Source organism: Streptomyces sp. NPDC107517 (assembly GCF_055582645.1).
In genome coordinates this window covers 640,311-661,229 of sequence record NZ_JBVJPM010000002.1, presented here as the reverse complement: position 1 = coordinate 661,229, position 20,919 = coordinate 640,311, and the positions used below count along the sequence as shown (strand labels likewise).

General features: G+C 71.5%; 24 protein-coding genes and 1 pseudogene. 7 read left to right on the top strand and 18 right to left on the bottom strand.

Going from position 1 to position 20,919, the window contains the following annotated elements; genetic code table 11:
* Positions 1 to 11 precede the first annotated feature (11 nt).
* Complete coding sequence (locus ACZ67T_RS06750; RefSeq protein ID WP_469981964.1) at positions 12 to 506, bottom strand: carboxymuconolactone decarboxylase family protein; 495 nt, start codon at positions 504 to 506, stop codon at positions 12 to 14.
* A gap of 47 nt (positions 507 to 553) precedes the next feature.
* On the opposite strand from ACZ67T_RS06750, the gene pdxR reads away from it, so the two are divergent.
* Positions 554 to 1,975, top strand: coding sequence for a MocR-like pyridoxine biosynthesis transcription factor PdxR (gene pdxR / locus ACZ67T_RS06745; protein ID WP_469981962.1), 1,422 nt, complete (start codon positions 554 to 556; stop codon positions 1,973 to 1,975).
* A 43-nt stretch (positions 1,976 to 2,018) separates the two neighbouring features.
* Here the strand turns inward: pdxR and ACZ67T_RS06740 are convergent, their stop codons facing one another.
* Both ACZ67T_RS06740 and ACZ67T_RS06735 read right to left on the bottom strand, forming a co-directional pair.
* On the bottom strand, positions 2,019 to 2,291 hold the full coding sequence (locus ACZ67T_RS06740; protein WP_399970244.1) for a DUF397 domain-containing protein: 273 nt from the start codon (positions 2,289 to 2,291) through the stop codon (positions 2,019 to 2,021).
* Complete coding sequence (locus tag ACZ67T_RS06735) at positions 2,292 to 3,161, bottom strand: helix-turn-helix domain-containing protein (RefSeq protein ID WP_469981960.1); 870 nt, start codon at positions 3,159 to 3,161, stop codon at positions 2,292 to 2,294.
* Positions 3,162 to 3,503: 342 nt separating this feature from the next.
* Here ACZ67T_RS06735 and ACZ67T_RS06730 point away from each other — a divergent pair, with 342 nt between their 5' ends.
* Both ACZ67T_RS06730 and ACZ67T_RS06725 read left to right on the top strand, forming a co-directional pair.
* Positions 3,504 to 4,160, top strand: coding sequence for an ATP-binding protein (locus ACZ67T_RS06730; protein WP_469981958.1), 657 nt, complete (start codon positions 3,504 to 3,506; stop codon positions 4,158 to 4,160).
* Positions 4,148 to 4,600, top strand: coding sequence for a hypothetical protein (locus ACZ67T_RS06725; RefSeq protein ID WP_469981956.1), 453 nt, complete (start codon positions 4,148 to 4,150; stop codon positions 4,598 to 4,600). Before ACZ67T_RS06730 ends, ACZ67T_RS06725 begins: the two co-directional genes overlap by 13 nt.
* A 19-nt stretch (positions 4,601 to 4,619) precedes the next feature.
* Here ACZ67T_RS06725 and ACZ67T_RS06720 read toward each other — a convergent pair whose 3' ends face one another.
* Positions 4,620 to 4,799 (bottom strand): hypothetical protein, encoded by a 180-nt coding sequence (locus ACZ67T_RS06720; RefSeq protein WP_469981955.1) that lies wholly within the window; start codon positions 4,797 to 4,799, stop codon positions 4,620 to 4,622.
* Between the two features lie 151 nt (positions 4,800 to 4,950).
* Positions 4,951 to 5,634: a DUF899 domain-containing protein gene (locus ACZ67T_RS06715; RefSeq protein ID WP_469981953.1), complete on the bottom strand. Its 684-nt coding sequence runs from the start codon at positions 5,632 to 5,634 to the stop codon at positions 4,951 to 4,953.
* Between the two features lie 211 nt (positions 5,635 to 5,845).
* Here ACZ67T_RS06715 and ACZ67T_RS06710 point away from each other — a divergent pair, with 211 nt between their 5' ends.
* Positions 5,846 to 6,679: a S1 family peptidase gene (locus ACZ67T_RS06710; protein WP_469981952.1), complete on the top strand. Its 834-nt coding sequence runs from the start codon at positions 5,846 to 5,848 to the stop codon at positions 6,677 to 6,679.
* A 9-nt stretch (positions 6,680 to 6,688) separates the two neighbouring features.
* On the opposite strand, the gene ACZ67T_RS06705 is transcribed toward ACZ67T_RS06710, so the two are convergent.
* Complete coding sequence (locus ACZ67T_RS06705; protein WP_469981950.1) at positions 6,689 to 8,554, bottom strand: FUSC family protein; 1,866 nt, start codon at positions 8,552 to 8,554, stop codon at positions 6,689 to 6,691.
* A gap of 205 nt (positions 8,555 to 8,759) precedes the next feature.
* On the opposite strand from ACZ67T_RS06705, the gene ACZ67T_RS06700 reads away from it, so the two are divergent.
* Positions 8,760 to 9,380 (top strand): 2'-5' RNA ligase family protein, encoded by a 621-nt coding sequence (locus ACZ67T_RS06700; protein ID WP_469981949.1) that lies wholly within the window; start codon positions 8,760 to 8,762, stop codon positions 9,378 to 9,380.
* Here the strand turns inward: ACZ67T_RS06700 and ACZ67T_RS06695 are convergent.
* From ACZ67T_RS06695 to ACZ67T_RS06685, 3 genes and pseudogenes are all read right to left on the bottom strand, one after another.
* Positions 9,335 to 10,117 (bottom strand): nucleotidyltransferase family protein, encoded by a 783-nt coding sequence (locus ACZ67T_RS06695; RefSeq protein WP_469981948.1) that lies wholly within the window; start codon positions 10,115 to 10,117, stop codon positions 9,335 to 9,337. The genes ACZ67T_RS06700 and ACZ67T_RS06695 overlap by 46 nt on opposite strands.
* 299 nt (positions 10,118 to 10,416) lie before the next feature.
* Positions 10,417 to 10,689 (bottom strand): hypothetical protein, encoded by a 273-nt coding sequence (locus ACZ67T_RS06690; protein WP_469981946.1) that lies wholly within the window; start codon positions 10,687 to 10,689, stop codon positions 10,417 to 10,419.
* Between the two features lie 75 nt (positions 10,690 to 10,764).
* A pseudogene (locus ACZ67T_RS06685) lies at positions 10,765 to 11,048 on the bottom strand (YfcC family protein); the annotation flags it as partial.
* A 338-nt stretch (positions 11,049 to 11,386) separates the two neighbouring features.
* Between ACZ67T_RS06685 and ACZ67T_RS06680 the strand changes: the two are divergent.
* Positions 11,387 to 11,956 (top strand): RNA-binding S4 domain-containing protein, encoded by a 570-nt coding sequence (locus tag ACZ67T_RS06680; RefSeq protein WP_469981944.1) that lies wholly within the window; start codon positions 11,387 to 11,389, stop codon positions 11,954 to 11,956.
* 37 nt (positions 11,957 to 11,993) lie between these two features.
* On the opposite strand, the gene ACZ67T_RS06675 is transcribed toward ACZ67T_RS06680, so the two are convergent.
* The 3 genes from ACZ67T_RS06675 to ACZ67T_RS06665 form a co-directional block, all read right to left on the bottom strand.
* Positions 11,994 to 12,443, bottom strand: coding sequence for a DoxX family protein (locus ACZ67T_RS06675; protein ID WP_469981943.1), 450 nt, complete (start codon positions 12,441 to 12,443; stop codon positions 11,994 to 11,996).
* A 96-nt stretch (positions 12,444 to 12,539) separates the two neighbouring features.
* Positions 12,540 to 13,229, bottom strand: a complete 690-nt coding sequence (locus ACZ67T_RS06670; protein WP_469981942.1) for a class I SAM-dependent methyltransferase — start codon at positions 13,227 to 13,229, stop codon at positions 12,540 to 12,542.
* On the bottom strand, positions 13,226 to 14,287 hold the full coding sequence (locus ACZ67T_RS06665) for an acyltransferase domain-containing protein (RefSeq protein WP_469982291.1): 1,062 nt from the start codon (positions 14,285 to 14,287) through the stop codon (positions 13,226 to 13,228). Before ACZ67T_RS06665 ends, ACZ67T_RS06670 begins: the two co-directional genes overlap by 4 nt.
* 130 nt (positions 14,288 to 14,417) lie before the next feature.
* Here ACZ67T_RS06665 and ACZ67T_RS06660 point away from each other — a divergent pair, with 130 nt between their 5' ends.
* A complete protein-coding gene (locus ACZ67T_RS06660; RefSeq protein WP_469981941.1) occupies positions 14,418 to 14,705 on the top strand; it encodes a DUF6343 family protein in 288 nt (95 codons plus the stop codon).
* 29 nt (positions 14,706 to 14,734) lie between these two features.
* On the opposite strand, the gene ACZ67T_RS06655 is transcribed toward ACZ67T_RS06660, so the two are convergent.
* The 6 genes from ACZ67T_RS06655 to rpsA all read right to left on the bottom strand — a co-directional run bounded on the left by ACZ67T_RS06655 (position 14,735) and on the right by rpsA (position 20,738).
* Positions 14,735 to 15,103 (bottom strand): tetratricopeptide repeat protein, encoded by a 369-nt coding sequence (locus tag ACZ67T_RS06655; protein WP_469981939.1) that lies wholly within the window; start codon positions 15,101 to 15,103, stop codon positions 14,735 to 14,737.
* A gap of 102 nt (positions 15,104 to 15,205) precedes the next feature.
* Positions 15,206 to 15,589, bottom strand: a complete 384-nt coding sequence (locus tag ACZ67T_RS06650) for a hypothetical protein (protein ID WP_469981937.1) — start codon at positions 15,587 to 15,589, stop codon at positions 15,206 to 15,208.
* A gap of 13 nt (positions 15,590 to 15,602) precedes the next feature.
* On the bottom strand, positions 15,603 to 16,205 hold the full coding sequence (gene coaE, locus ACZ67T_RS06645) for a dephospho-CoA kinase (RefSeq protein WP_469981935.1): 603 nt from the start codon (positions 16,203 to 16,205) through the stop codon (positions 15,603 to 15,605).
* A gap of 41 nt (positions 16,206 to 16,246) precedes the next feature.
* Positions 16,247 to 17,185, bottom strand: coding sequence for a PAC2 family protein (locus ACZ67T_RS06640; RefSeq protein WP_469981933.1), 939 nt, complete (start codon positions 17,183 to 17,185; stop codon positions 16,247 to 16,249).
* A 111-nt stretch (positions 17,186 to 17,296) separates the two neighbouring features.
* Positions 17,297 to 18,823, bottom strand: a complete 1,527-nt coding sequence (locus tag ACZ67T_RS06635) for a flavin monoamine oxidase family protein (protein WP_469982289.1) — start codon at positions 18,821 to 18,823, stop codon at positions 17,297 to 17,299.
* 409 nt (positions 18,824 to 19,232) lie between these two features.
* A complete protein-coding gene (gene rpsA, locus ACZ67T_RS06630) occupies positions 19,233 to 20,738 on the bottom strand; it encodes a 30S ribosomal protein S1 (RefSeq protein ID WP_376542029.1) in 1,506 nt (501 codons plus the stop codon).
* Positions 20,739 to 20,919 lie beyond the last annotated feature (181 nt).

The window sequence follows — 20,919 nt, the reverse complement described above, 5'->3', positions numbered from 1 at the left end:
TCGTCAGTCGTTCATTTGCGCTCGTCGGTGCCCGCGACCTTGGCGGTCGACAGGGCGATCCGGTTCCAGGTGTTGATCGTGAGGATCAGGGACAGGACGTGGGCCAGCTCCTGCTCGTCGAACTGGGCCGCGGCCTCGGCGTAGACGTCGTCGGGGACGCCGCCGTCGGCGACGAGCGTGACGGCCTCGGTGAGCGCGAGCGCCGCGCGCTCCCGGGCGCTGAAGAAGTGCCGGGCCTCGCGCCACACGGCCACCATGTGCAGCCGGTCCTCGCTCTCGCCGGCCTTGCGCGCGTCGTTGGTGTGCATGTGGAGGCAGTACGCGCAGTGGTTGAGGTGCGAGGCGCGGATCTGGATCAGCTCGACCAGGGCCGGGTCGAGGCCCTCGCGGGCGGCGGCGTCGAAGCCGATGAGGGAACGGAAGACCTTGGGCGCGGCCTTCGCGAAGTCGATGCGGCCTGCGGAGTGGGAGTGGGTGTTCGCTGCGGTGACCGTGTCCGTCGTCATGACCATGAATCTACGGGCCGGATAGACCTCTTGTAGGGTGCATTTCCATGGCGGATTCATGGGTCAATTCTGCGGAACGCATCGGCGCCGACCTGCATCTGGACCTGTCCGGGGCGGGGAGCCGCAGGGCCGCTCTCACGGGGGCGCTGCGCGACGCCGTCCGCTCGGGGCGGCTGGCTCCCGGCACCCGGCTGCCGCCCTACCGTTCGCTCGCCGCCGACCTCGGCGTCGCCCGCAACACGGTCGCCGACGCGTACGCGGAGCTCGTCGCCGAGGGCTGGCTGACCGCGCGACAGGGCTCGGGCACGCGGGTCGCCGAGCGGGCCGGGCCGCCCGCCCCCGGCCGCGTCCCGAAGAAGGGTCCGGCCCGCGCACACGGGCCACGCCACGACCTCCGCCAGGGCACACCCGACGCGTCGTCCTTCCCGCGCGCGGAGTGGGCGGCCTCGTACCGGCGTGCGCTCCAGGCCGCGCCGAACGAGGCGTTCGGGCCGGGCGATCCGCAGGGCCGCGCCGAGCTGCGGGTGGCGCTCACGGAGTATCTGGCCCGCGCGCGCGGCGTGCGGACGGAGCCGGACCGCATCGTGATCTGCTCCGGCTTCGCGCATGCCCTGCGGCTCCTGTTCAACGGCCGGGTGCTGCGCGGACAGCTCGCCGTGGAGTCGTACGGACTCGGCTTCCACCGCGAGATCCTGACGGCGGCGGGGGTGCGGACGCTCCCTCTGACGCTCGACGAACACGGCGCGCGCGTCGGTGAGTTGACGGCCGGCGCGAGCCGGGCGCGGGCGGCGCTGCTCACGCCCGCGCACCAGTTCCCCACGGGCGGCCCGCTGCACGCGGAGCGGCGTACGGCGGCCGTCGACTGGGCACGCGCGCGTGGCGGGCTGATCGTGGAGGACGACTACGACGGCGAGTTCCGCTACGACCGCAGGCCCGTCGGCGCGGTGCAGGGCCTCGACCCCGAACGGGTGGTCTATGTCGGCTCGGTGAGCAAGAGCCTGTCACCCGCGCTGCGGCTCGGCTGGATGGTACTGCCGCCGCAGCTGGTGGGGGATGTCGTCGCGGTGAAGGGCGAGCGGGAGGCGTGGGCGAGCGTGCCGGACCAGCTGGCGCTCGCGGACTTCCTCGTCTCGGGGGCGTACGACCGGCATGTACGGCGCATGCGGCAGCGGTACCGGGGGCGGCGCGACCGGCTGGTGGAGGCGCTCGCCGAGCGGGCGCCCGGGGTGGCGGCCACCGGGATCGCCGCCGGGCTGCACGCGGTGCTGCGACTGCCCCCGGGGACCGAGCGGTCCGTGGTCAAGGCCGCCACGTGGGGCGGTGTCGCCCTCGACGGCCTCGCGGAGTTCCGTCATCCGCAGGCGACGATGCCGCACGCGGACGGGCTGGTGGTGGGGTACTCGACGCCGTCGGACCATGCCTACGGCGCCGCGCTGGACGCCCTGTGCGGGGTGCTGCCACCGGACTGAGACCCCACCTCGGGGTGCACGGCTCGCGCACCGTCCGCTCCGCTCACGAAAGCAGGAAATCCGCCGCCCCGGCCTTCGCGCCCTCGATGAACGCGGTGATCTCGCCCGGGGTGTAGATCAGGGCGGGGCCGTCCGGGTCGGCCGACTGCCGCATCGCGACCCGGCCGTCGGCCAGCTTCATCGCTTCCACGCAGTTGCCGCCGTTGCCGCCGCTCCAGGGCTTGTGCCAGCCCTCGTTGCCGAGTTCGCGGGCGGGCATCCCGTTGTAGATGACCTCACCGTCGACCCCTCGTATGCGGGCCTTGATCCGATCCATTCACAGCTCCTTGCGGAGATCCCGGAGGATGTCCTTTGTGCGATGTGCCGTCGCGGCATGTGCCGCCATGCGGTCCATGACCTCCAGGTGGGTGGCCACCTCGGGGCGCGCGTCGAGATAGACGGCGCCGGTCAGGTACTCGCTGTAGACCATGTCCGGCAGTTCTGACATGGCAAATCGGAACAACACGAAGGGGCCGTACGTGCCCGGGTGCGGGCCGGAGGCGAATTCGGCGATCTGCAGCGTCACGTTGGCCAGCTCCGTGGCCTCCAGGAGCCGGTCGATCTGACCACGCATCACGTCGGGCCCGCCGACCGGGCGGCGCAGCGCGGTCTCGTCCATGACCATCCACAGGCGCGGGGCGTTCTCGCGGGTGATCAGCTCCTGGCGCTGCATCCGGAGCGCGACATGCCGCTCGACGACGCCGGGGTCCTCGGCGAGGGCCCGGCCGACGGCGCCGGAGCGCAGCACGCCACGCGCGTAGTCCTCGGTCTGCAGGAGTCCGGGAACGAAGTGGGGCTCGTACGAGCGGATGAGGCTGGCGGCGCCCTCCAGGCTCACGTACATCGAGAACCAGCCGGGCAGGATGTCGTGGAACCGCTGCCACCAGCCGGGTTTGTTGGCCTCTTCGGCGAGCCTGACGAAGGCGTCCGCCTCTTCATCGGTGACGCCGTAGGACTTCAGGAGGAGTTGGAGGTACGGGATCTTCAGGCCGACCTCGGCCATCTCCATACGGCGGACGGTGGCGGGGGCGACGCGCAGGACCTTCGCGGCCTCCTCGCGTTTGAGCCCGGCGCGTTCGCGCAGGTCCTGGAGGCGCCGGCCGAGGACGACCTGGCCAACGGTCGGAGCGGACCGCGGTTCGCTCACGCCCCCTACCTCCCCGTCGTCCCTGTGGTCCTTGTGCGGTCGCGCGTGTGGCCGCGCTCCCCAGGGGAAGCCGGGCCGCCCCGACGCCCGGTCATTCCGGGCAACTTCCCTGAAATCGTCGGCGTTTTCGCCATGACGGGCGCCGTACGGCACACCGCCGTCAGCAGTGTGCCATGGCTCGGCGCCCGAGCACACTGCACTCTGCACTTTTCAGAGTGGCTCTTGCCAAGTGTTCACGACGGGGAGATAGTGGCAAGCGTGATTCCGTCCGTGCCGTTAGGAACAGAAGTCGGCGAAGCTACACTCGGTGACGAAACCGGTGCGCGCTCCGGCGCCGCGTCCGTGCGCCGCCGCAGCAGCTTCGAACTGGCTCCCCACCCGGGCTCCGCCGCTCAGGCCCGGAAGCTGACGCGCGCCCACCTCAGCGGCTGGGCAGTGTGCGACGACACCTGTGACGCGGCCGCCCTGGTCATCTCCGAACTGGTCACGAACGCGATCGTCCACACCGCGAGCAGCCGCATAGTGTGCGAGCTCCACGACGGTGACGACCGGGTGCGGATCGCTGTGCGTGACGAGGGATGGGCCCCCGGCGAGCCGCATCCCGCCCGCCGTGTCGCGCCGGAGGAGGAGCACGGGCGCGGCCTGCTGCTCGTGGCGGCGGTGAGTACCGCGTGGGGCGCGCAGGAGACCGGCCCCGGACTCCTCGTGTGGGCCGAGCTCGCACGCGACGCGGACAGCGCGCAGGACACGGGCGCCGCCGGCCACCAAGGACAGCGGAACGTCGCCGGACCTCATGGCATTCCCGGGCCGCAACGCGGCGGTGAACCGCGCACCGGCGGAGCGCCGCACTCCCCCGACACGGGACCGGGCACCGAACAAGGCCCGCCCTTCGACACAGAGCAGTTCGAGTCAGAGTTCGAGACGGGGTTCGGCACCGGCTTCGGCCCGGCCGTCGGCCCCGGTACGGGGACGGGGGCCGGAGCCGGATGGGTGTGGTGACGACGCGCACGATGGATCTCGACTCGCTGGTCCGCTTCTCCCGGCAGCGGCAGACCGTGCGGACCGCCCCGCTCAGGCTCGCCGTCCCCGACGGCATGACCGCGCCGCTCGGCTGCGACGCCGTCGCGGTCCCCGAGGCCTGCGGGCGCGCCATGGTCGCGCGGCTGCCGCGCATGGGCTGCGTGTACGCCGACGGTGACCGCTGGTGGTGGATGGTTCCCTCGGACTCGGATGTCGCCCTGGAGTGGCCGGCCCCGGCCAGGTACACGACCGGCGCGCTGGTGCCGGACGCGCGGCGCGCGCCCGGACTCATCCACCGGCCCGACGGCAGCATCCCGTACACCCCGCCGATCCCGCTCTATCTCGCGCTGTGCCGGGTCACCGGCACGACGCCCGCCTGGTCCCGCTCGATCGGCGCGGGCGCGGCCGACGCCGCCTGAACCGCACGCTCCACCCGGATCAGCCCGCGGCAACCTCCGCGCGCGGCACGATCACCAGGAAGGCGTCCGTCGCGAGGTCCATGACGACCTCGGCGGGCTGACCCTCCAGACGCCGGTCGCGCGCGAACTCCTCGGCCGGCCACGACCCGCGCGGTCCTCCCGCGGGAAAGCGTTCAAGTACCACTCGTCCGTCGATCATCGTGCACCCCTGCCCCCGTCGTCGTACGTGCGCTGTCGCGCGTTCTTACGGAGAAGAACGACCGCGAGGCGCCCGGGGGCTCGCAACGTGACGACACTGACACCGAGTTGAGACGCGCACCGCCGCTACGTCGGTCCGGTCGGCAGCCGAGTCAGTCCAGATACTCGTCGTGATGGCGGACCCGCGCGCCGCCCGCCGGGGCCCCGAGTGCCGACGCCCGCCCCCGCGGCTCCTCCCACTCCTCCTGCCGCCCGAGCGCGGTCAGGTCGAGCAGGCTGTTGACGGAGCCGATGCCGTCGAGGCCACGGCCCGTCGTGGAGTACGTGTGGTAGACCCGGTCGCCGTCGCGCAGGAAGCAGCTGAGCCCGGGCAGGTCGCGGGGGCCCTCGTCGGACACGAAGCCGAAGTCCTGGTTGAAGTCGCTCGTGGCCGACGAGTACCAGGGCATGGTCCAGCCCATGCGGGCCTTGAACGGCAGGAGTTTGGTGAACGGCGCACGCGACACGGCCGCGAACTCCGTACCCCTGGCCCGCAGATGGGAGAGGTGGCCGATCTGGTCGAGGAACGCGGAGCAGCCGGGGCAGCCCGCGTCCTGGTCCGGGCCGAACATGAAGTGGTGGACGATGAGCTGGGAGCGGCCCTCGAACAGGTCGAGGAGCTCCGCCTTTCCGTCGGGCCCCTCGAAGACGTACAGCTTCTCGATCTCCACCATGGGCAGTTCGCGGCGCTGCGCGTTGAGCGCGTCGCGGGCGCGGGTCGCCGCCTTCTCCCTGGCGAGCAGTTCTTGGCGCGCGCCGAGCCACTCCTCGCGGGTGACGACGTTCGGCAGCCCCATGGGTCCTCCTCTGGTCGGTACTCCTCGGGTGGTTGACCGGAGGGCTTCGCGGAACTCATCGCTCGGCGGCAGAAATCTTTCGCACTTCTTCCGGGGGATCCGTTGTGTTCGCTGAGCATGCACTGTTGTCCGCTGACGCCGACACCACCACAATGCACATGTCAAAACCGGTAGTTGTCGGTTTCAGCAAGCAACGGGAGAGGACCCCCACATGAACAAGCCTCTCGTCGGTGCGGTGTTCGGCCTGCTCCTCATAGGAGCAACAGCCGCGCCCGCCACGGCAGTCGGATCCCAGCACGAGGCCAAGGCCAAGGCGGTCACCTTCGCCGGGACGGTGGCGCTCAGCAACTGCTCCGGTTCGGTCGTCCGCGTGCCGGACTCCCAGCCCACGGACCCGGCCCTGGTCATGTCCAACGGGCACTGCCTCGAGAGCGGTTTCCCCGGCCCGGGCGAGGTCGTCGTCGACCAGCCGTCGTCCCGCACCTTCAGCCTGCTCAACTCCGCGGGCAGCAAGGTCGCGACGTTGCGCGCGAACAAGATCGCGTACGGCACGATGACGGACACGGACGTCTCGCTCTACCAACTCACCAGCACCTACGCGCAGATCGAGAGCTCGTACGGCATCAAGGCCCTCGAACTGTCGGCCTCGCACCCCACGACGGGCACGGCCATCACGGTCGTCTCCGGCTACTGGAAGAAGACCTACAGCTGCAGCATCGACGGCTTCGCGTACCGCCTCAAGGAGGGCGAGTGGACCTGGAAGGACTCGGTCCGCTACACCTCCACGTGCAACACGATCGGCGGCACCTCGGGCTCCCCCGTCGTCGACCAGGCGTCCGGCAAGGTCGTCGCGGTCAACAACACGGGCAACGAGGACGGCGCCCGCTGCACGGACAACAACCCGTGCGAGGTCGACGAGAACGGCACCGTCACGGTCCGCAAGGGCATCAACTACGCGCAGGAGACGTACGGGATCGTGCCGTGCGTCGGGATCGGCAACAAGATCGACCTGAGCGCGGCGGGATGTGAGCTGCCGAAGCCGTAACTCCCCTTCTCACACGACGAGTTCCGCGAGCAGCGCGTCGATCCGTTCGGCGTGCTGCTCCGGGACGCGGCCCGTGTCGTCGAGGTGCACGGCGCAGGACGTGGTCGTGTCGACGAGGGCCTCGAGGGTGACGGCCACGTCCTCCGTGCCGGCCGTGTGCCGGGCGAGCGGGGGAAGTTCGGCGGCGGCGAGGTCGATCGCGGTGCGCGCCTCGGCGAGCGCGCGGTACGCCTCGCGGCGCAGCGTCCACCGCCCGGCGCGGTCGTCGGACCCGCTGAGCACATGGAGAACATAGGCCTGCGCGGCCTCGCCGGCGGTGGTCAGGCGCGTACGGACGGCGCCACCGCCACAGCCCGGCGCAGGCAGCGGCAGGTGGCCCACACACAGCACGATCGCGCACGCGAGCAGCGTCTCCCCGATCCGGGCCAGGGCCATCTGCGGCTCTCCGCCCACCATCACGAGGGACAGCACGAAGACGGTCACGACGGCGGTCTGGGCGGCGAAGTGCCGCGTGCCCACGGGAATCAGCGCGCCGCCGAGCACCACGAGCGCGACGGGCCCCGCGGGGCCGGGCAGCAGCGCAGCGAGCCCCGCGAAGAGCGCCGCTCCCGACACCGTCCCGAACGCCCGGCACAGCACGCGCGAGGCGAGCGGCCCGAGATCCGGCTTGACGAGGAAGACGGCGGTCGCGGGCAGCCAGTACCAGTGGGCGTTGTGGAGGAGCTGGGCGACGGCGGCACCGGCCCCGAAGCAGAGCGCCACCCGGATCCCGTACTCGCGCCCGGCGGGGCCGACGACTCTGCGCAGGGCGGTGACGGGGGTGCGGGGGCGGGTGTGCAGCGGCGGGGTCCCGGCGTCGCGCGGCTGGTCGTCGAGCCCGGTGGAACTCACGGTGACAGGGACCGGGGCGCCACGGGTCCGGCCGCGTACGGGTCCGTCGAAGGCCACGGCCGCCTGCAGCAGTGCCTCGTCCAGCGCGCGCAGGGCCGCGTCGGAGCGGGCGGGTGCCGGCAACGGGCCGCACGGCTGCGCGGTGCGGACGGCGTCGGCGAGGCGCCACAGGCCCTCTGACGCGCGGGCCGGGAGAGGGCTGCCCGCCCAGGCGAGGGCGGTGGCCGCCTCGCCGAGCGGCAGGGCGGCGGCATACTGCGCATGGAGGCGGCGCTCTTCACCGCAGGCCGCGAACCGGCGCAGGCGCGGTCCGGACAGGGCGTCCTGCGCGTGATCGAGCGCGGCGGTCAGGGCGGCGCGTTGTGCGGTGGCCCGCGGCGAGCCCGCCGCGTCGACGAGCCCGGCGACGGCCGCGTACACCTGGGCGACGGCGGCGCGTTCGCCGTCAAAACGGTACGTGCCTGCCCCACTCGGCGACGGCAGCACGCCCCGCAGCACGAGGAGCCAGCCTGCGCCCGCGAGGAACAACAGAGCCCGCTGCCAGCCGGCCTCCGGCAGCGGCATGCCCGCACCGATCGCGACGGCGACGAGGAGTTGTGTTCCGCAGGCGGACGCGATCGGCCCGACGGCGCTGAGGGCGCCGCCCCCGAACCCGAGCAGCGCGAACACGCCGACCAGCGCGGCGGAACCGGCATGCGCGCCGACCCACGTGCCGAGGGCGAGTCCGCCCGCACCGACCAGGGCGGGGACCCCGATCCGGGGCACCGCGGCGCGACGGCTGCCGGGCCGGTCGTTGATTCCCGCGAACATGGCACCGAGCGCGGCGAGCACACCGGCGGAGGGACGGCCTGCGAGCAGGGCCGCGACGAGGAGTGGCCCGGCGGCGAGTGCGCCGCGCACGACGGCGCTCCATGGGACGGGGCCGCGCTGGGCGCGCAACGCGTGGCCGAGCCAGGGCGGAAGGGGGCGGAGGGCGGTGCGCACGGTGCTCCTGTCGGCGGGTCCGGGCGGGGGGTGTGCCGCGGGACGACGTCGGCCTGGGCTGATGCGTCAACGGTACGTGGCGTATTCGGAGGGAAAGGTACGTGCGCGTTTCCACGATGTGACGATGTGCGGGACTTCGTGCGGGACTCCTCGGAACGGGCCCGCCGCAGGTCACCCGAGGGGCGCCATGGCAGGATTGCGCGCCGTGAGCAGCGAGGACGGCTGGCCGGACGTGCCCGGCGACACGGCCCTGACGATTCGGATCCCGGAGGCGGACGCCTTCGTGCGGGCGCCGTTCCCGGCCCATATCACGGTGCTGTACCCCTTTCTCCCCGCCGCGCGGATCACGCCGGAGGTCCATGCCGAATTGTCGGCGCTGTTCGCGGACCGGGACCCGTTCGACCTGACGTTCGCGGAGTTCCGCCGCTACCCGGGGGTCCTCTATCTCCCGCCCGCTCCCGAGGACCCCGTCCACGCCCTCACGAAGTCCTTGCGGGAGCGCTGGCCGGAGGCGGTCCCCTACCGCGGCGTGTTCGGGCCGGAGGGTCTGGACCCCCACCTCACGCTCGCGAACGACGAGGGACCCGAGACGTACGAGGCGGCGTACGACGCGCTGGAGCGGGAACTGCGCCCCCTTCTGCCGTTGACGGCGCGCGTCGGGTCGGTGCGCCTGATCGTGACGGACGGGCGGGCGTGGGAGGACAGCGCGGTGTACGACCTGGGGCGCTCACCCGCGCGGCCCGCACCCCTGATCCCGCCCGCCCGGCCGGCTTCGCCTGCTCAGCTCCTGCGCGCGGAGTCGACGGCGCGCTTCAGAACGAGCTGAGTCCGGTCGACCACGTCAGCCAGGTCGCCCGACGCCCCTGCGAGCAGGCTGTGCACGCCCAGCAGCCCCGCGCGCTCCAGGAGCCGCTTCTCGTTGGTGACCCAGGCGCCGCGCGCGGCGAGGACGGCGTGCGCGGCCGACATCGCGGCCACGGCGACCGCCCCGTGGACTTCGGCCCTGCCTCCTTGGGGCGCGTTGTTGGCCTTGGCGTACTGGAGCGTGCCCAGGGCGCGTCCCCACCACATGTCCGGGGCCGCCTTCCGCAGCGCCGCGGGGTAGCCGGCGGGCCGGGGCACCGTACCGTGCAGCACCTGGTTGACGGCGAGCTCGGCGACGACGAGGTAGGTCGGGATCCCGGCCAGATGGAACATCAGGGGCTCCCAGCGGACGCGCCCCCGCTCGGCCTCGGCCAACTCCCCTTCCACCACGTCGAGATCGCGGTAGTGCACGTCGATGCGCCGCCCGTCGACGGTCAGCCAGGCCCCGCCGTTGAAGACCCCGCCACCCCACCCACCGATCTCGGAAACCTCCCCCTCCCACCCGACGCCCCGCAGGTCGTCCGGCTGGAAATCACCCCGGTAGTAGACGGCGAAGTCCCAGTCACTGTCAGGTCGTTGAGTGCCCTGGGCCCGCGACCCACCGAGCGCGACGGCCCGCACACCCGGCAGTGCGGCGAGCCGGTCGGTGACGTGGTCGAGGAAGGCCCGGTCGGTCATGACTTCGTGCGCGGCAGGCATGGAGCCACGCTATCGACGGTGCGCGAGGACAGGCGACTCCATTACGGGGCGCCAGGGCGCGTACTTGGGGGCGGACGCGTAGATGACGGAGAATCGCTCGGTACGCATACGCGTTCCGTGCCCGCCCGGACAAGGAGTTCTGTGCCCGCTCGACCCGTTCGACCCACCACCCGTTCCGTGATCGGTGCCGCCCTCCCCCGAGCTCTCGACTCCGCTCGAGCAGGGAGGTACCCCCATCGCCCCTGCACCCTCGTGGTGTGCAGGGGCTGCTGCTGCGGGAACACGGCCAAGTACCCCGGCTATGACCACGCGTGGCAGTTGGAGCGGCTACGGGCCGCGGCCGGCTCGTCCGGCGGGGCGGTCGCGGTGCGGGTGACGGACTGTCTGGGCCCGTGCGACCAGGCGAACGTCATGGTGGTGCAGCCGTCGGGCGAGGGCCGGCGGCGGGGCGGGCGCCCCGTGTGGGTGGGCTGGTCGATGGGCGACGACGTCACGGACGAGATCCTGCGCTGGGCCGAAGCGGGCGGCCCCGGGATCGCCCCGGCGCCGGTCGCCCTGGAGCTCCAGTTCATCGAGACCCCCCGGCGAACGGACCCGCCGCCGCACGCGCCGCTGACTGCCGACGGCCCGGAAGAAACGCGCACCCATCACGTCCACGCCGCTCCCGCCGCCACGAACCCGCAGATCAGTACGGACAGGATGGCCGGCAGCGGCCAGATGAAGCGCAGATACTTGTCGCAGCCGACCTGGGCGAGGGCCACGCCGCCGATCGTCACGGCCGTGGTCGGCACCCACAGGTTCATCCAGCCGCCGGGCGGCCTGCCACGCGGTGAAGGACCGCGCGCGAGAAGCCCGCGAAGTCGGCGAGCGGCGCGAGGATCGGCATGGCGAGGGTGGCGTGGCCCGAGGTCGAGGGGATGAGGAAGGCGAGCGACGCAGATCGATCCGCTCGACGCGCTCGACACCGGCGTCCCTGAACAGCCCGACGAGCAGGTCGTGCGCCTCCCGCACGGGTTCGGCCGGGAAGCCGGGGAAGGCGATGGACGGGATGGCGGCGAGCCGCTCCAGATCGGCGCGGAGTCCGTCCATCAGGCCGTCGACTTCGACTTGCACGCCCCTGGCGTCTATGGCGTCCATGGCCGCCATACCCCTCGATGTCCGATGACTGCCCTTGAAACGCATGGCATTTTGTCCGGATTACCCGTCGGGGGGGCGTGTGGCGTCCGGGTGACTCGCCGGATCGGGGCAATCCGGGACTAAGGTCGAGGCATGGCTTCGGATACTGCTTCGGACACCGCCTCGGAATCCGGTTCCGGCACTGGTGCGGATTCCGCTTCGGGTACGGGTGCGGACAAGGCCTCGAACGCGGCGGCCGCGGCGCGGGCGGCCGGTCCCGGCGCCGGTGAGAGCGTACGGATCGACAGCTGGATCTGGTCCGTGCGGCTGGCCAAGACGCGCTCGGCGGGCGCGACGGCGTGCCGGGGCGGGCACGTGAAGGTCAACGGTGAGCGCGTGAAGGCCGCCTACAACGTGCGCGTGGGCGACGAGGTGCGGGTGCGCCAGGCCGGCGGGCACGAGCGGGTCGTGATCGTGAAGCGCCTGATCCGCAAGCGTGTGGGCGCCCCCGTGGCCGTCGAGTGCTACGTGGACAACAGCCCGCCGCCCCCGCCGCGCGCGGCCGTCGCCCCCGTGGCCATCCGCGACCGCGGCGCGGGCCGCCCGACGAAACGGGACCGCAGGGACATGGACCGGTTGCGCGCGACGTTCGGCTCGGGCCCCGTACCCCCGGCCGAGCACGACGGGAACGAACGCGACAGGAACGAACGCGGCAGAGGCTGACCCCGTACGTCCACGGGGTCGGCCTCTGGCCGCGCGGTCACGCCCGGCGCTTGACCAGGCGGACCAGATCCGCGTTGCTCCGGCGGCGTGTCCATGCGAGCAGCGCCAGCGGGACGATCAGGACGAGCGGCGTCGCCGCGTTCTCCCCGTCGAAGTAGGACATCTGCACGACGAACGCGCCGGTCATCAGCGCGCTCAGCGCGATCGGGGCGACCCCGGAGAGCACCGGCACCAACAGGGCGATGGCGCCGGCCAGTTCGAGGACACCGATGACGTACATCGCCGCACTCCCCCACCCGATCGTGTCGAACGACTCGACCGCCGACGGGTGCGCGATCAGCTTGGGCAGGGCGCTCGCGACGCCGTAGAACAGCGCGAGCAGCACTGTGAGCGTGAGCAGCGCGACACGGGCGGCGCGCGCCCTGCCGGCGACCGGGGCTGAGGTCGCGGAGGCGGCGGTCGTGACGGGGGCGGTGGTCTCGGACATCGGGTGCTCCTCGGTGAGTCGGCGCCGGGCCTCGCCGTCCGGCTGTCACAGAGGTAGACGGCGGCACACCGTGCAACTCATCGGTCGCCCGGCACCCTATGCAGGCACCGCCCGTACCCACACCTGGTCGTCCGTGAGGTACTGGTCGACCTTCAACCCGGCCTGCGCGAGGGCCTCCTCGAACTGCTCCCGCGTCAGGGGCCGTGCCAGGAACGTGTGCGTCCAGGCCGCGTCGGGGAACTCGTACTCCGCACGGACCGAGTTCACCCCGTCCCCCACGGGCTCCGCGGACACGATGCGGACCGTGAAACCGCTCGGGTCCACGCGCTCGCGCGGCAGGTTCGTGTGGTAGTCCGGGCCCTCGCGCTGGATCAGCACGCAGCCTCGGTCGGCGACATGACGCCGACAGGTGTCGAGCATCCCCTGACGCACCGCCACGTCCCCGGCGTGCACGAGGAATGACGCGAGCAGCACCACGTCGAACGTCCCGCCCGCGTCCAGCGACTCGACCGGCGAGCAGATCGTCCGCGCCCCGCGCACCCGCTCCAGCATCTCGGCGGACTCGTCCACGGCCGTGACCGTGAAGCCGCGCTCGATGAGGGGGTGCGTCATCCGGCCGACGCCACTGCCCAGTTCGAGAATGCTCGCTCCCGCGGGCACAGCAGCGGCGATGACGTCGGCCTCGTCCCCTACGGGCAGGCGCGCGTACAGATCGACCGCGCAGCCGTCCGGCGTGATGGCGCCGGGTCCCGTGCCTCCGTATCCCTCACGCGTCTCAAGGCTCATGCCCCCTCAACGAGCGGTCCTGAGGCGGCAGTTCCCGACCACGGCAGCGGGAACCAGCCATGTCCGCCGTACCAGTGCCCGCCCGCGCGCAGATGGTCACCGACAGCACGCTCGACGCTCGTGCGGCGCGGCAGTCCCTCCACCGGAAGGGCGGGGTCACCGAAGACGAAGCCGACCGGCACCCCGTCGTCCGGCTCGTCGCTGTCCCAGGCGGTGCGGAAGCGCTCCTGGAACCGCACGAGGTTGGAGTCGGCGCGCAGGTAGCTCTTCAACTGGGCGTCGAGGAGCCAGGAGTGGCACACGGCGACCTCGTAGCGCTCGCGTGGGTAGTGGCGCGCGAAGAACTCCTCGGCCTGGAGCAGGGACCGGTCGCACGCCACCGGCGACAGCGGGCCCCTGTAGTCGGGGATGTGGAGGCTGAGGCACGGGTCACCCGTCTTCAGGGGCAGGCCCGCGGCGGCGATCCCGTCGCCCGAGCGCCCGCCGAGGGTGGCCCGCTGATATTGGAGCCGGCCCAGCTGGTAGAGCTCCCCATGGAAGTGCAGACCGAGCCAGGAGACCGCGTGAATGCCGCAGTTGCCGTACCGCCTGCGGTGGACGGCCATGTGGCGCCCCAGGTCGGCGAGGGTGCACCGCGAGACGTCGTCCGGCACCCCGAGACCGCGGTGGTACGCGCGCGTGGCGGGCAGCGCCGCCACGTAGACATACACGGAGAAGCAGCGTTCTAGGAGATCTCCGCCGTCGGGCGGGGACGGGAAGCCGGGGCTCTTGCCGACCGTGCCCATGTCCCGGGTGACGGCGTCCACGGCCCGCTCCAGGAGATCGCGCACTTCGGGGTCGTCGGCCACCCGGGGGCGCAGCGCGACGAGTTCGTTGATGTCCTCGTGGGCGACCCCGAGATCGAGGAGGACCTCGGGCAGGTCCTCCGCGTCGGGGACGACCGCCTCCGCCCGCCCCTGTCCGTCGAGCGCCTCCACCCATCCCGCGAGCCGCTCGCCGCTCTTCTGCCCGTCCAGCACGCGTCCTCCCCTCCACCGGCCGCACCCCGGCGGCCGCATTCCGCCGACCGGAAACCAGCTCACCTTTTCAGGGAACGGTGCGCCGCGCGAGAGGCCGGACGCACCCGACGCCTCCGCCCGTGACGAGGCACCCTGGAGGGGTGCCCCTTCACGGGCGGAGGTGGTGACGATGCGTACGGGCAGTGAACCCGTGACCGCGCGCAGTGCCCTGCGCGCCCGGCTGTGGCTCAGCATCTGGGGTCTGGCCTGGACGATCTTCGGCACGGTCGCGTTCATCCTCACGGACCGCCCGTGGTGGGCGCTCGCGTGCGGGGTGCTGTGGCTGATCGTGACCGTCGACCTCTTCGTGATCACCCGCCACATCCGACAGGGCCCGCACTTCCAGCCGGGCCCCGACGTACCGCCCTACGATCCCCCGGACGTACCGCCCGACAATCCCCCGCAGCACAAGCCCTGACCGCCCTGGAACTCCCCGGGTGCCTCGCCCTACTGAGCGTCGTCGAAAGCGGCCGCGGCCACGTAGTCCGGCTGCGGGTCGAGCGCCGCCGCCAGCCGGAAATGGCGCCGTGCCTGGTCCGGCCGCGCGGCACGCTGATAGGTGCGGGCGAGCGCGAAGTGCGCGAAGGCGTTGTCCGGCTCGCGCTCCAGGACGATGGTGAACTCGAGTTCGGCGGCCCGCAGTTGGGCCGCCGCGAAGAACGCGCGGGCGCGCAGCAGCCGCGCCGCCGTGTTCTCGGGGTGGGCCGCGATGACCGGGTCGAGCAGTTTCACCGCGCCTCGCGGGTCGCGCGCCGCAAGCAGATGCTCAGCGGCACGGAAGTCGATGACGTGCGTCTCCGGGTTGGAGTGGGGCACAGCGGTCTCCCTCCTTCGTCGTCCACGTCAACGGCGTGGACTGTCGGCCCTATTCCTCCCCCGTAACACCCTGGCGTACGTACGTCCGACCGCCCCGAAGGCTCAGCCCCAGGTCACCGTGAGTACCGCGCCGAGCACGGTCAGCGCCACGCCCGCGGCCACGAACACCCAGTCGAGGGCGGGCCGCTCACCGCCGATGAGCACGGTCTCGCGCGGGTCGTCGACGTCGTACGCGATGCCGACCAGGCCGCCCGCCGGCAGCGGCAGCCGTCGGGTGGGCGGCGCGGGGGACGTCACCTCGACGACACGGCCGTCATGCGTCTCGAACTGCAGCAGGGGCCGCTCGGAACCCGTCTGCGGGGGTTTCACCAGTGCCTGGGTGACGCGTCCGGCCTCGCTGATCCGCCGGGCCCGCCGCAGCCCGTACGCCCCGGCGAGGATCGCCACCAGGCCGCCGAGGAAGGTGAACGCCGCCAGTACGACCACGCCCGTCCCCCTTCTAGGCCGCGGACGCCCGCTGCGCGAGGTCCGCCCAGACGGCGTCGACCCGCCGGTGCAGTTCGTCGAGCGGTACGTCGTTGTCGATCACGATGTCGGCGATCTCCAGGCGCTTGTCGCGGGTGGCCTGGGCCGCCATGCGGGCGCGGGCGTCCTCCTCGCTCATGCCGCGCAGGCGCACGAGGCGGTCGAGCTGGTTCTCGGGGCTCGCGTCCACGACGACCACGAGGTCGTACAGCGGTGCGAGGCCGTTCTCGGCGAGCAGCGGTACGTCGTGCACGACGACGGAGTCACCGCTGGCGGCGGCTTCGAGTTCGGCGGAGCGGGCTCCGACGAGGGGGTGCACGATCGAGTTGAGGACGGCGAGGCGGTCCGCGTCGGCGAAGACGATCGCGCCGAGCGCGGGCCGGTCGAGGGAGCCGTCCGGGGCGAGGACGTCGCTCCCGAACGCCTCGACGACCGCGGCGAGTCCGGGAGTTCCGGGCTCCACGACCTCCCGCGCGATGCGGTCCGCGTCGATCAGTACGGCCCCGTGCTCCACCAGCAGCCGGGACACCTCGCTCTTGCCGGCACCGATTCCGCCGGTCAGACCCACCTTCAGCATGCGGGCAGCTTAGGCGAGGCCCCCACGGCTGACCACAGCCCCTATGCGTCGCCCTCGCGTTCGATGAGGAACTTCTCGAACTCGAGGCCGATCTCGTCGGCGGACGGGATGTCGGTCGGTTCGGCCAGCATGTTCCCGCGGCTCTCGGCGCCCGCGGCGGCGTCGTACTGGTGCTCAAGTCCCTGGACGAGCGCGACGAGTTCCTCGTCGCCCTCCTGGATCTGCCGGTCGATCTCCGTCTGTGTGCGGTACGCCTCCGTACGCAGCCCGTGCGCCACCGAGGGCAGCACGAGGCCGGTCGCCGCCGTGATGGCTTCGAGGACGGTCAGCGCGGCGTCGGGGTACGGCGAGCGCGCGATGTAGTGCGGAACGTGCGCGGCGACACCGAGTACGTCGTGTCCGGCCTCCATGAGGCGGTACTCGACGAGGGCCTCCGCGCTGCCCGGGACCTGCGCCTCGTCGAAGGGGCTGCGGTGGCCGGGGACGAGCTCGGTCCTGTTGCCGTGCGGGGTGAGACCGACGGGCCGCGTGTGCGGGACGCCCATGGGGATCCCGTGGAAGTTGACCGCGAGGCGCACGCCGAGCCGTTCGACGATCTCCTTCACCGCGGCCGCGAAACGCTCCCACTCGACGTCCGGCTCGGGGCCGGAGAGCAGCAGGAAGGGGGCGCCCGTGGCGTCCTGGACGAGTCGCACCTCGAGGGCGGGCACGTCGTAGTCCGTCCAGCGGTCGCGCCGGAAGGTGAGCAGCGGGCGGCGGGCCCGGTAGTCGACGAGCCGGTCGTGGTCGAACCGCGCCACGACCTGGTGCGGCAGCGAGTCGAGGACCCGGTCCACGATCTGCTCGCCGGTCTCACCCGCGTCGATGTATCCGTCGAAGTGGTAGAGCATGACCAGTCCGGCCGACTCCTGGGCGAGCGCCATGTCCACCACGGCCAGGCCCTTCGGCTCCCATGCGTACAAACCCTGCGGATCAAGCACTGTGACCGCTCCTCGCCCTCTTCCCCGTATCTCCCCATCCAGAACGCCCGGTGGGGCGCGGGCATTCCCTCCCCGCGCCCCTCAGAGGCACCTCTTACCTGCCGTGCGTCCCTACGCGGCCAGCACGCGCGCGTGGAGCCTGGTCACTGCCCGGCGGGCGGAGGTGAACGCCCCGTGCTGCCACGCGTCGGTGTAGCTGAGCCAGTCCCCGGCGAAGTAGACACGGCCGGTGGGTTCGTTGAGCGGCTTGTAGCGGGGGTCGTCGGGGCCGCCGGGGGTGTCGTGCCAGGCGGCTTCGAGGTGCGGGGTCTGACGCCAGTGATGCGAGAAGGAGGAGGCGAGTTCGGTGCGGTACTTCTCGCCGTAGATCTTCACGCCGGCGGCCACGGCACGCTTCTCGCGCTCGCCCGGTGTGAGCTCGGCGTACGCGTCGGCGTCGCGGTCGTAGTTGTAGTAGCCGACGAGCAGGCCGCGCTCGCCGTGGAAGCCGTAGGACGGGTGCCAGATGTGAGTGACGTCGAGGTCGGTCTCGGTGATGCCGCCGTAGATCTTGTGGTCGAGCTCCCACCAGCGGGACCGGTACTCCAGGCCTATCTTGCCCGCGGACTGCGGGGTGATGGACTCCAGTGCGGACTGCACGCCGGAGCCGAGGTTGTGCGGGATCTTCGCGAGAATGTTGGGCGGCAGCGCGCCGACGCAGTAGTCGGCCTCGACGGCCCTCGTCCTGCCGCCCTGCGTGTAGGTGACAGTGACTCCGCCCGCCGTCTGCGTGATCCTGCTGACGACGGCGCCCGTACGCACCTTGTGCGCGCCGATCGCCCGCGTCAGCGCCTTCGGTATCTGGTCCATGCCGCCCACGGGCTGGAACATCAGCATGGCCTGGTCGAAGCCGAACTCGAAGGAGAAATACCGCCCGACGCCGCTGGCGAACACGTCCGACGCGGAGGGCACGTCGCCGAGCATCACTCCGGGCGTCCCGGTGGCGGCCGGGACCGTGCTGTAGCCGCGGCGCTCCCCGCCCTCGTAGGCCAGCTTGTCGCCGAGGTCCCCGAAGTCCTTGAGGAACTCCATGAGGCGCTCCTGGTCGGACGCGGTGAGTTCCTTGTCGAGAGCGCCCTTGTTCGTGGCCTTGGCCAGCAGCTCCGACACATAGCCGTACACATCGGCCTTGGCGGTGCGGTAGCGCACGGGCGCGGTCATGCCGGCGGACTCGTTGTAGAGATACGCGTCGGCGTTCGTATTCGTGAACACCTCGACGGGGACACCGAGTTCGCGGCAGTAGTCGAGGGTGACCATCCACTGGGGCAGCCGCGCCGGCCCGGCGTTCAGGTACTGGCCCCGCGCGAAGCGCGCGGTCTGCCGGTTGCCGTACAGGTCGACGGTGCTGTCGCCGCCGCGCACCGTGAAGTTGCGGCCGCCCGTGCGGTCCCTGGCCTCCAGGACCGTACAGTCGTAGCCCGCCTTGCCGAGTTCGTACGCCGTCGCGAGTCCGGCGATGCCCCCGCCGACGACGACGACCTTGGCGGCGCCGCGGCCGGTGAGCGTGAAGTCGCCCGACTTCGGTGCGCTGTAGGCCTGCTCGCGGGGGGCGGCCTGCGCGGTGGGGGCGAGGCCGAGGGCTCCCATGGTGGCGAACATCGCGCCCGCACCACCGCTCACCCCGACGTTGCGCAGGAAGGCCCGGCGGCTCGCGCCCGCCTCCGGTCGCTGCTGTACTGCCATGCTGACGACTCCCCTCGATCTTGAGTGATCCGGGGAATCCTCGCAACGGCCTGTTACGGCACAGGAGTTACTCGTGTATCTCCCACGTTTCCCTCCCCGCACACCCCACCGGGCAGATCTTGGCGCAGGCATGCCACATCCTGGGTTCTCATGTGAACCCAGGATTCAGGTACAAGAACACTCTGTTGCACGGTGTCAGAGGCGGCGAGGGCCTGACGAACGTACCGGTCACTCCAGAAGACACGTCGGCGGACACAGAGAAGCGGGCCCGCACCCAAGGGGTGCGGGCCCGCTCAACTACTTACCGGAACCCGGAGGGTTCAGGTCAGCTCTGACCACCGGCCAGCTTCTCGCGGAGCGCGGCGAGCGCCTCGTCCGAAGCAAGCGCGCCGGAGTTGTCGTCCGACTCCGAGGAGTACGAACCGCCGCCGCCACCGGACGCAGCCGGGGCGCCGGCCGGAGCGGCAGCACCCTCGGCCTCGGCCTGGGCGTCGGCCTCGCGGGACTTGATGACCTGAGCCTGGTGCTGCTCGAAGCGCTGCTGCGCCTCGGCGTACTGGGTCTCCCAGGCCTCGCGCTGGGTCTCGTAGCCCTCGAGCCAGTCGTTGGTCTCGGGGTCGAAGCCCTCGGGGTAGATGTAGTTGCCCTGGTCGTCGTACGACGCGGCCATGCCGTACAGGGTCGGGTCGAACTCGACCGTCGACGGGTCGGCACCGAAGGCCTCGTTGGCCTGCTTCAGCGAGAGGCTGATGCGGCGACGCTCGAGGTCGATGTCGATGACCTTGACGAAGATCTCGTCGTTGACCTGGACGACCTGCTCCGGGATCTCCACGTGGCGCTCGGCCAGCTCGGAGATGTGGACCAGACCCTCGATGCCCTCGTCCACGCGGACGAACGCACCGAACGGAACCAGCTTCGTGACCTTGCCGGGGACGACCTGGCCGATCTGGTGCGTACGGGCGAACTGCTGCCACGGGTCTTCCTGCGTCGCCTTCAGCGACAGGGAGACACGCTCGCGGTCCATGTCGACGTCGAGGACCTCGACGGTGACTTCCTGGCCGACCTCGACAACCTCGGACGGGTGGTCGATGTGCTTCCAGGACAGCTCGGAGACGTGCACGAGACCGTCGACGCCACCCAGGTCCACGAAGGCACCGAAGTTGACGATCGAGGAAACGACGCCGGAGCGGACCTGACCCTTCTGGAGGGTCGTGAGGAACGTCTGGCGAACCTCGGACTGGGTCTGCTCGAGCCAGGCACGGCGGGACAGGACCACGTTGTTGCGGTTCTTGTCCAGCTCGATGATCTTGGCCTCGAGCTCCTTGCCCACGTAGGGCTGGAGGTCGCGGACACGGCGCATCTCGACGAGGGAGGCCGGCAGGAAGCCGCGGAGGCCGATGTCGAGGATGAGACCACCCTTGACGACCTCGATGACGGTACCGGTGACGATGCCGTCTTCTTCCTTGATCTTCTCGATCGTGCCCCAGGCACGCTCGTACTGAGCGCGCTTCTTGGACAGGATCAGACGGCCTTCCTTGTCCTCCTTCTGGAGAACCAGGGCCTCGATCTCGTCGCCGACCTTGACGACCTCGTTCGGGTCGACATCGTGCTTGATCGAGAGCTCACGGCTCGGGATCACGCCTTCGGTCTTGTAACCGATGTCGAGCAGGACCTCGTCCCGGTCGACCTTCACGATGACGCCGTCGACGATGTCGCCGTCGTTGAAGTACTTGATCGTCTCGTCGATCGCGGCGAGGAAGGCTTCCTCGTTACCGATGTCGTTGACCGCTACCTGCGGGGTGGTGGCGGTGGTCTCGGTGCTGCTCGTCATGTGGGTAAGGGCTCCGGTACGGACATTGAAGTCGTAGGTACTGCTACGCCGGGAGCCCGTGATCGCACTGCAGAAGGCCGGACAGCTCAGGAAGCGCCACTCCCGGAGGGGGCGCCTCGATAACCGAGGGGACATACATACAGATGCGAGCGCAGCCTGCTATGTCTGAGGAGCGCAGGCT

What these genes read in the sequence shown, in the direction of transcription:
- ACZ67T_RS06715 (WP_469981953.1), bottom strand. Translation starts at nt 5,634, where the DNA reads ATGGGGCTGCCGAACGTCGTCACCCGCGAGGAGTGGCTCGGCGCGCGC.
- coaE (WP_469981935.1), bottom strand. Translation starts at nt 16,205, where the DNA reads ATGCTGAAGGTGGGTCTGACCGGCGGAATCGGTGCCGGCAAGAGCGAG.
- ACZ67T_RS06680 (WP_469981944.1), top strand. Translation starts at nt 11,387, where the DNA reads ATGGCTTCGGATACTGCTTCGGACACCGCCTCGGAATCCGGTTCCGGC.
- ACZ67T_RS06665 (WP_469982291.1), bottom strand. Translation starts at nt 14,287, where the DNA reads ATGCGGCCGCCGGGGTGCGGCCGGTGGAGGGGAGGACGCGTGCTGGAC.
- ACZ67T_RS06670 (WP_469981942.1), bottom strand. Translation starts at nt 13,229, where the DNA reads ATGAGCCTTGAGACGCGTGAGGGATACGGAGGCACGGGACCCGGCGCC.
- ACZ67T_RS06635 (WP_469982289.1), bottom strand. Translation starts at nt 18,823, where the DNA reads ATGTTCGCCACCATGGGAGCCCTCGGCCTCGCCCCCACCGCGCAGGCC.
- ACZ67T_RS06695 (WP_469981948.1), bottom strand. Translation starts at nt 10,117, where the DNA reads ATGCCTGCCGCGCACGAAGTCATGACCGACCGGGCCTTCCTCGACCAC.
- ACZ67T_RS06710 (WP_469981952.1), top strand. Translation starts at nt 5,846, where the DNA reads ATGAACAAGCCTCTCGTCGGTGCGGTGTTCGGCCTGCTCCTCATAGGA.
- pdxR (WP_469981962.1), top strand. Translation starts at nt 554, where the DNA reads ATGGCGGATTCATGGGTCAATTCTGCGGAACGCATCGGCGCCGACCTG.
- ACZ67T_RS06725 (WP_469981956.1), top strand. Translation starts at nt 4,148, where the DNA reads ATGGGTGTGGTGACGACGCGCACGATGGATCTCGACTCGCTGGTCCGC.
- rpsA (WP_376542029.1), bottom strand. Translation starts at nt 20,738, where the DNA reads ATGACGAGCAGCACCGAGACCACCGCCACCACCCCGCAGGTAGCGGTC.
- ACZ67T_RS06750 (WP_469981964.1), bottom strand. Translation starts at nt 506, where the DNA reads ATGACGACGGACACGGTCACCGCAGCGAACACCCACTCCCACTCCGCA.
- ACZ67T_RS06740 (WP_399970244.1), bottom strand. Translation starts at nt 2,291, where the DNA reads ATGGATCGGATCAAGGCCCGCATACGAGGGGTCGACGGTGAGGTCATC.
- ACZ67T_RS06660 (WP_469981941.1), top strand. Translation starts at nt 14,418, where the DNA reads ATGCGTACGGGCAGTGAACCCGTGACCGCGCGCAGTGCCCTGCGCGCC.
- ACZ67T_RS06720 (WP_469981955.1), bottom strand. Translation starts at nt 4,799, where the DNA reads ATGATCGACGGACGAGTGGTACTTGAACGCTTTCCCGCGGGAGGACCG.
- ACZ67T_RS06675 (WP_469981943.1), bottom strand. Translation starts at nt 12,443, where the DNA reads ATGTCCGAGACCACCGCCCCCGTCACGACCGCCGCCTCCGCGACCTCA.
- ACZ67T_RS06690 (WP_469981946.1), bottom strand. Translation starts at nt 10,689, where the DNA reads ATGAACTGGAGCTCCAGGGCGACCGGCGCCGGGGCGATCCCGGGGCCG.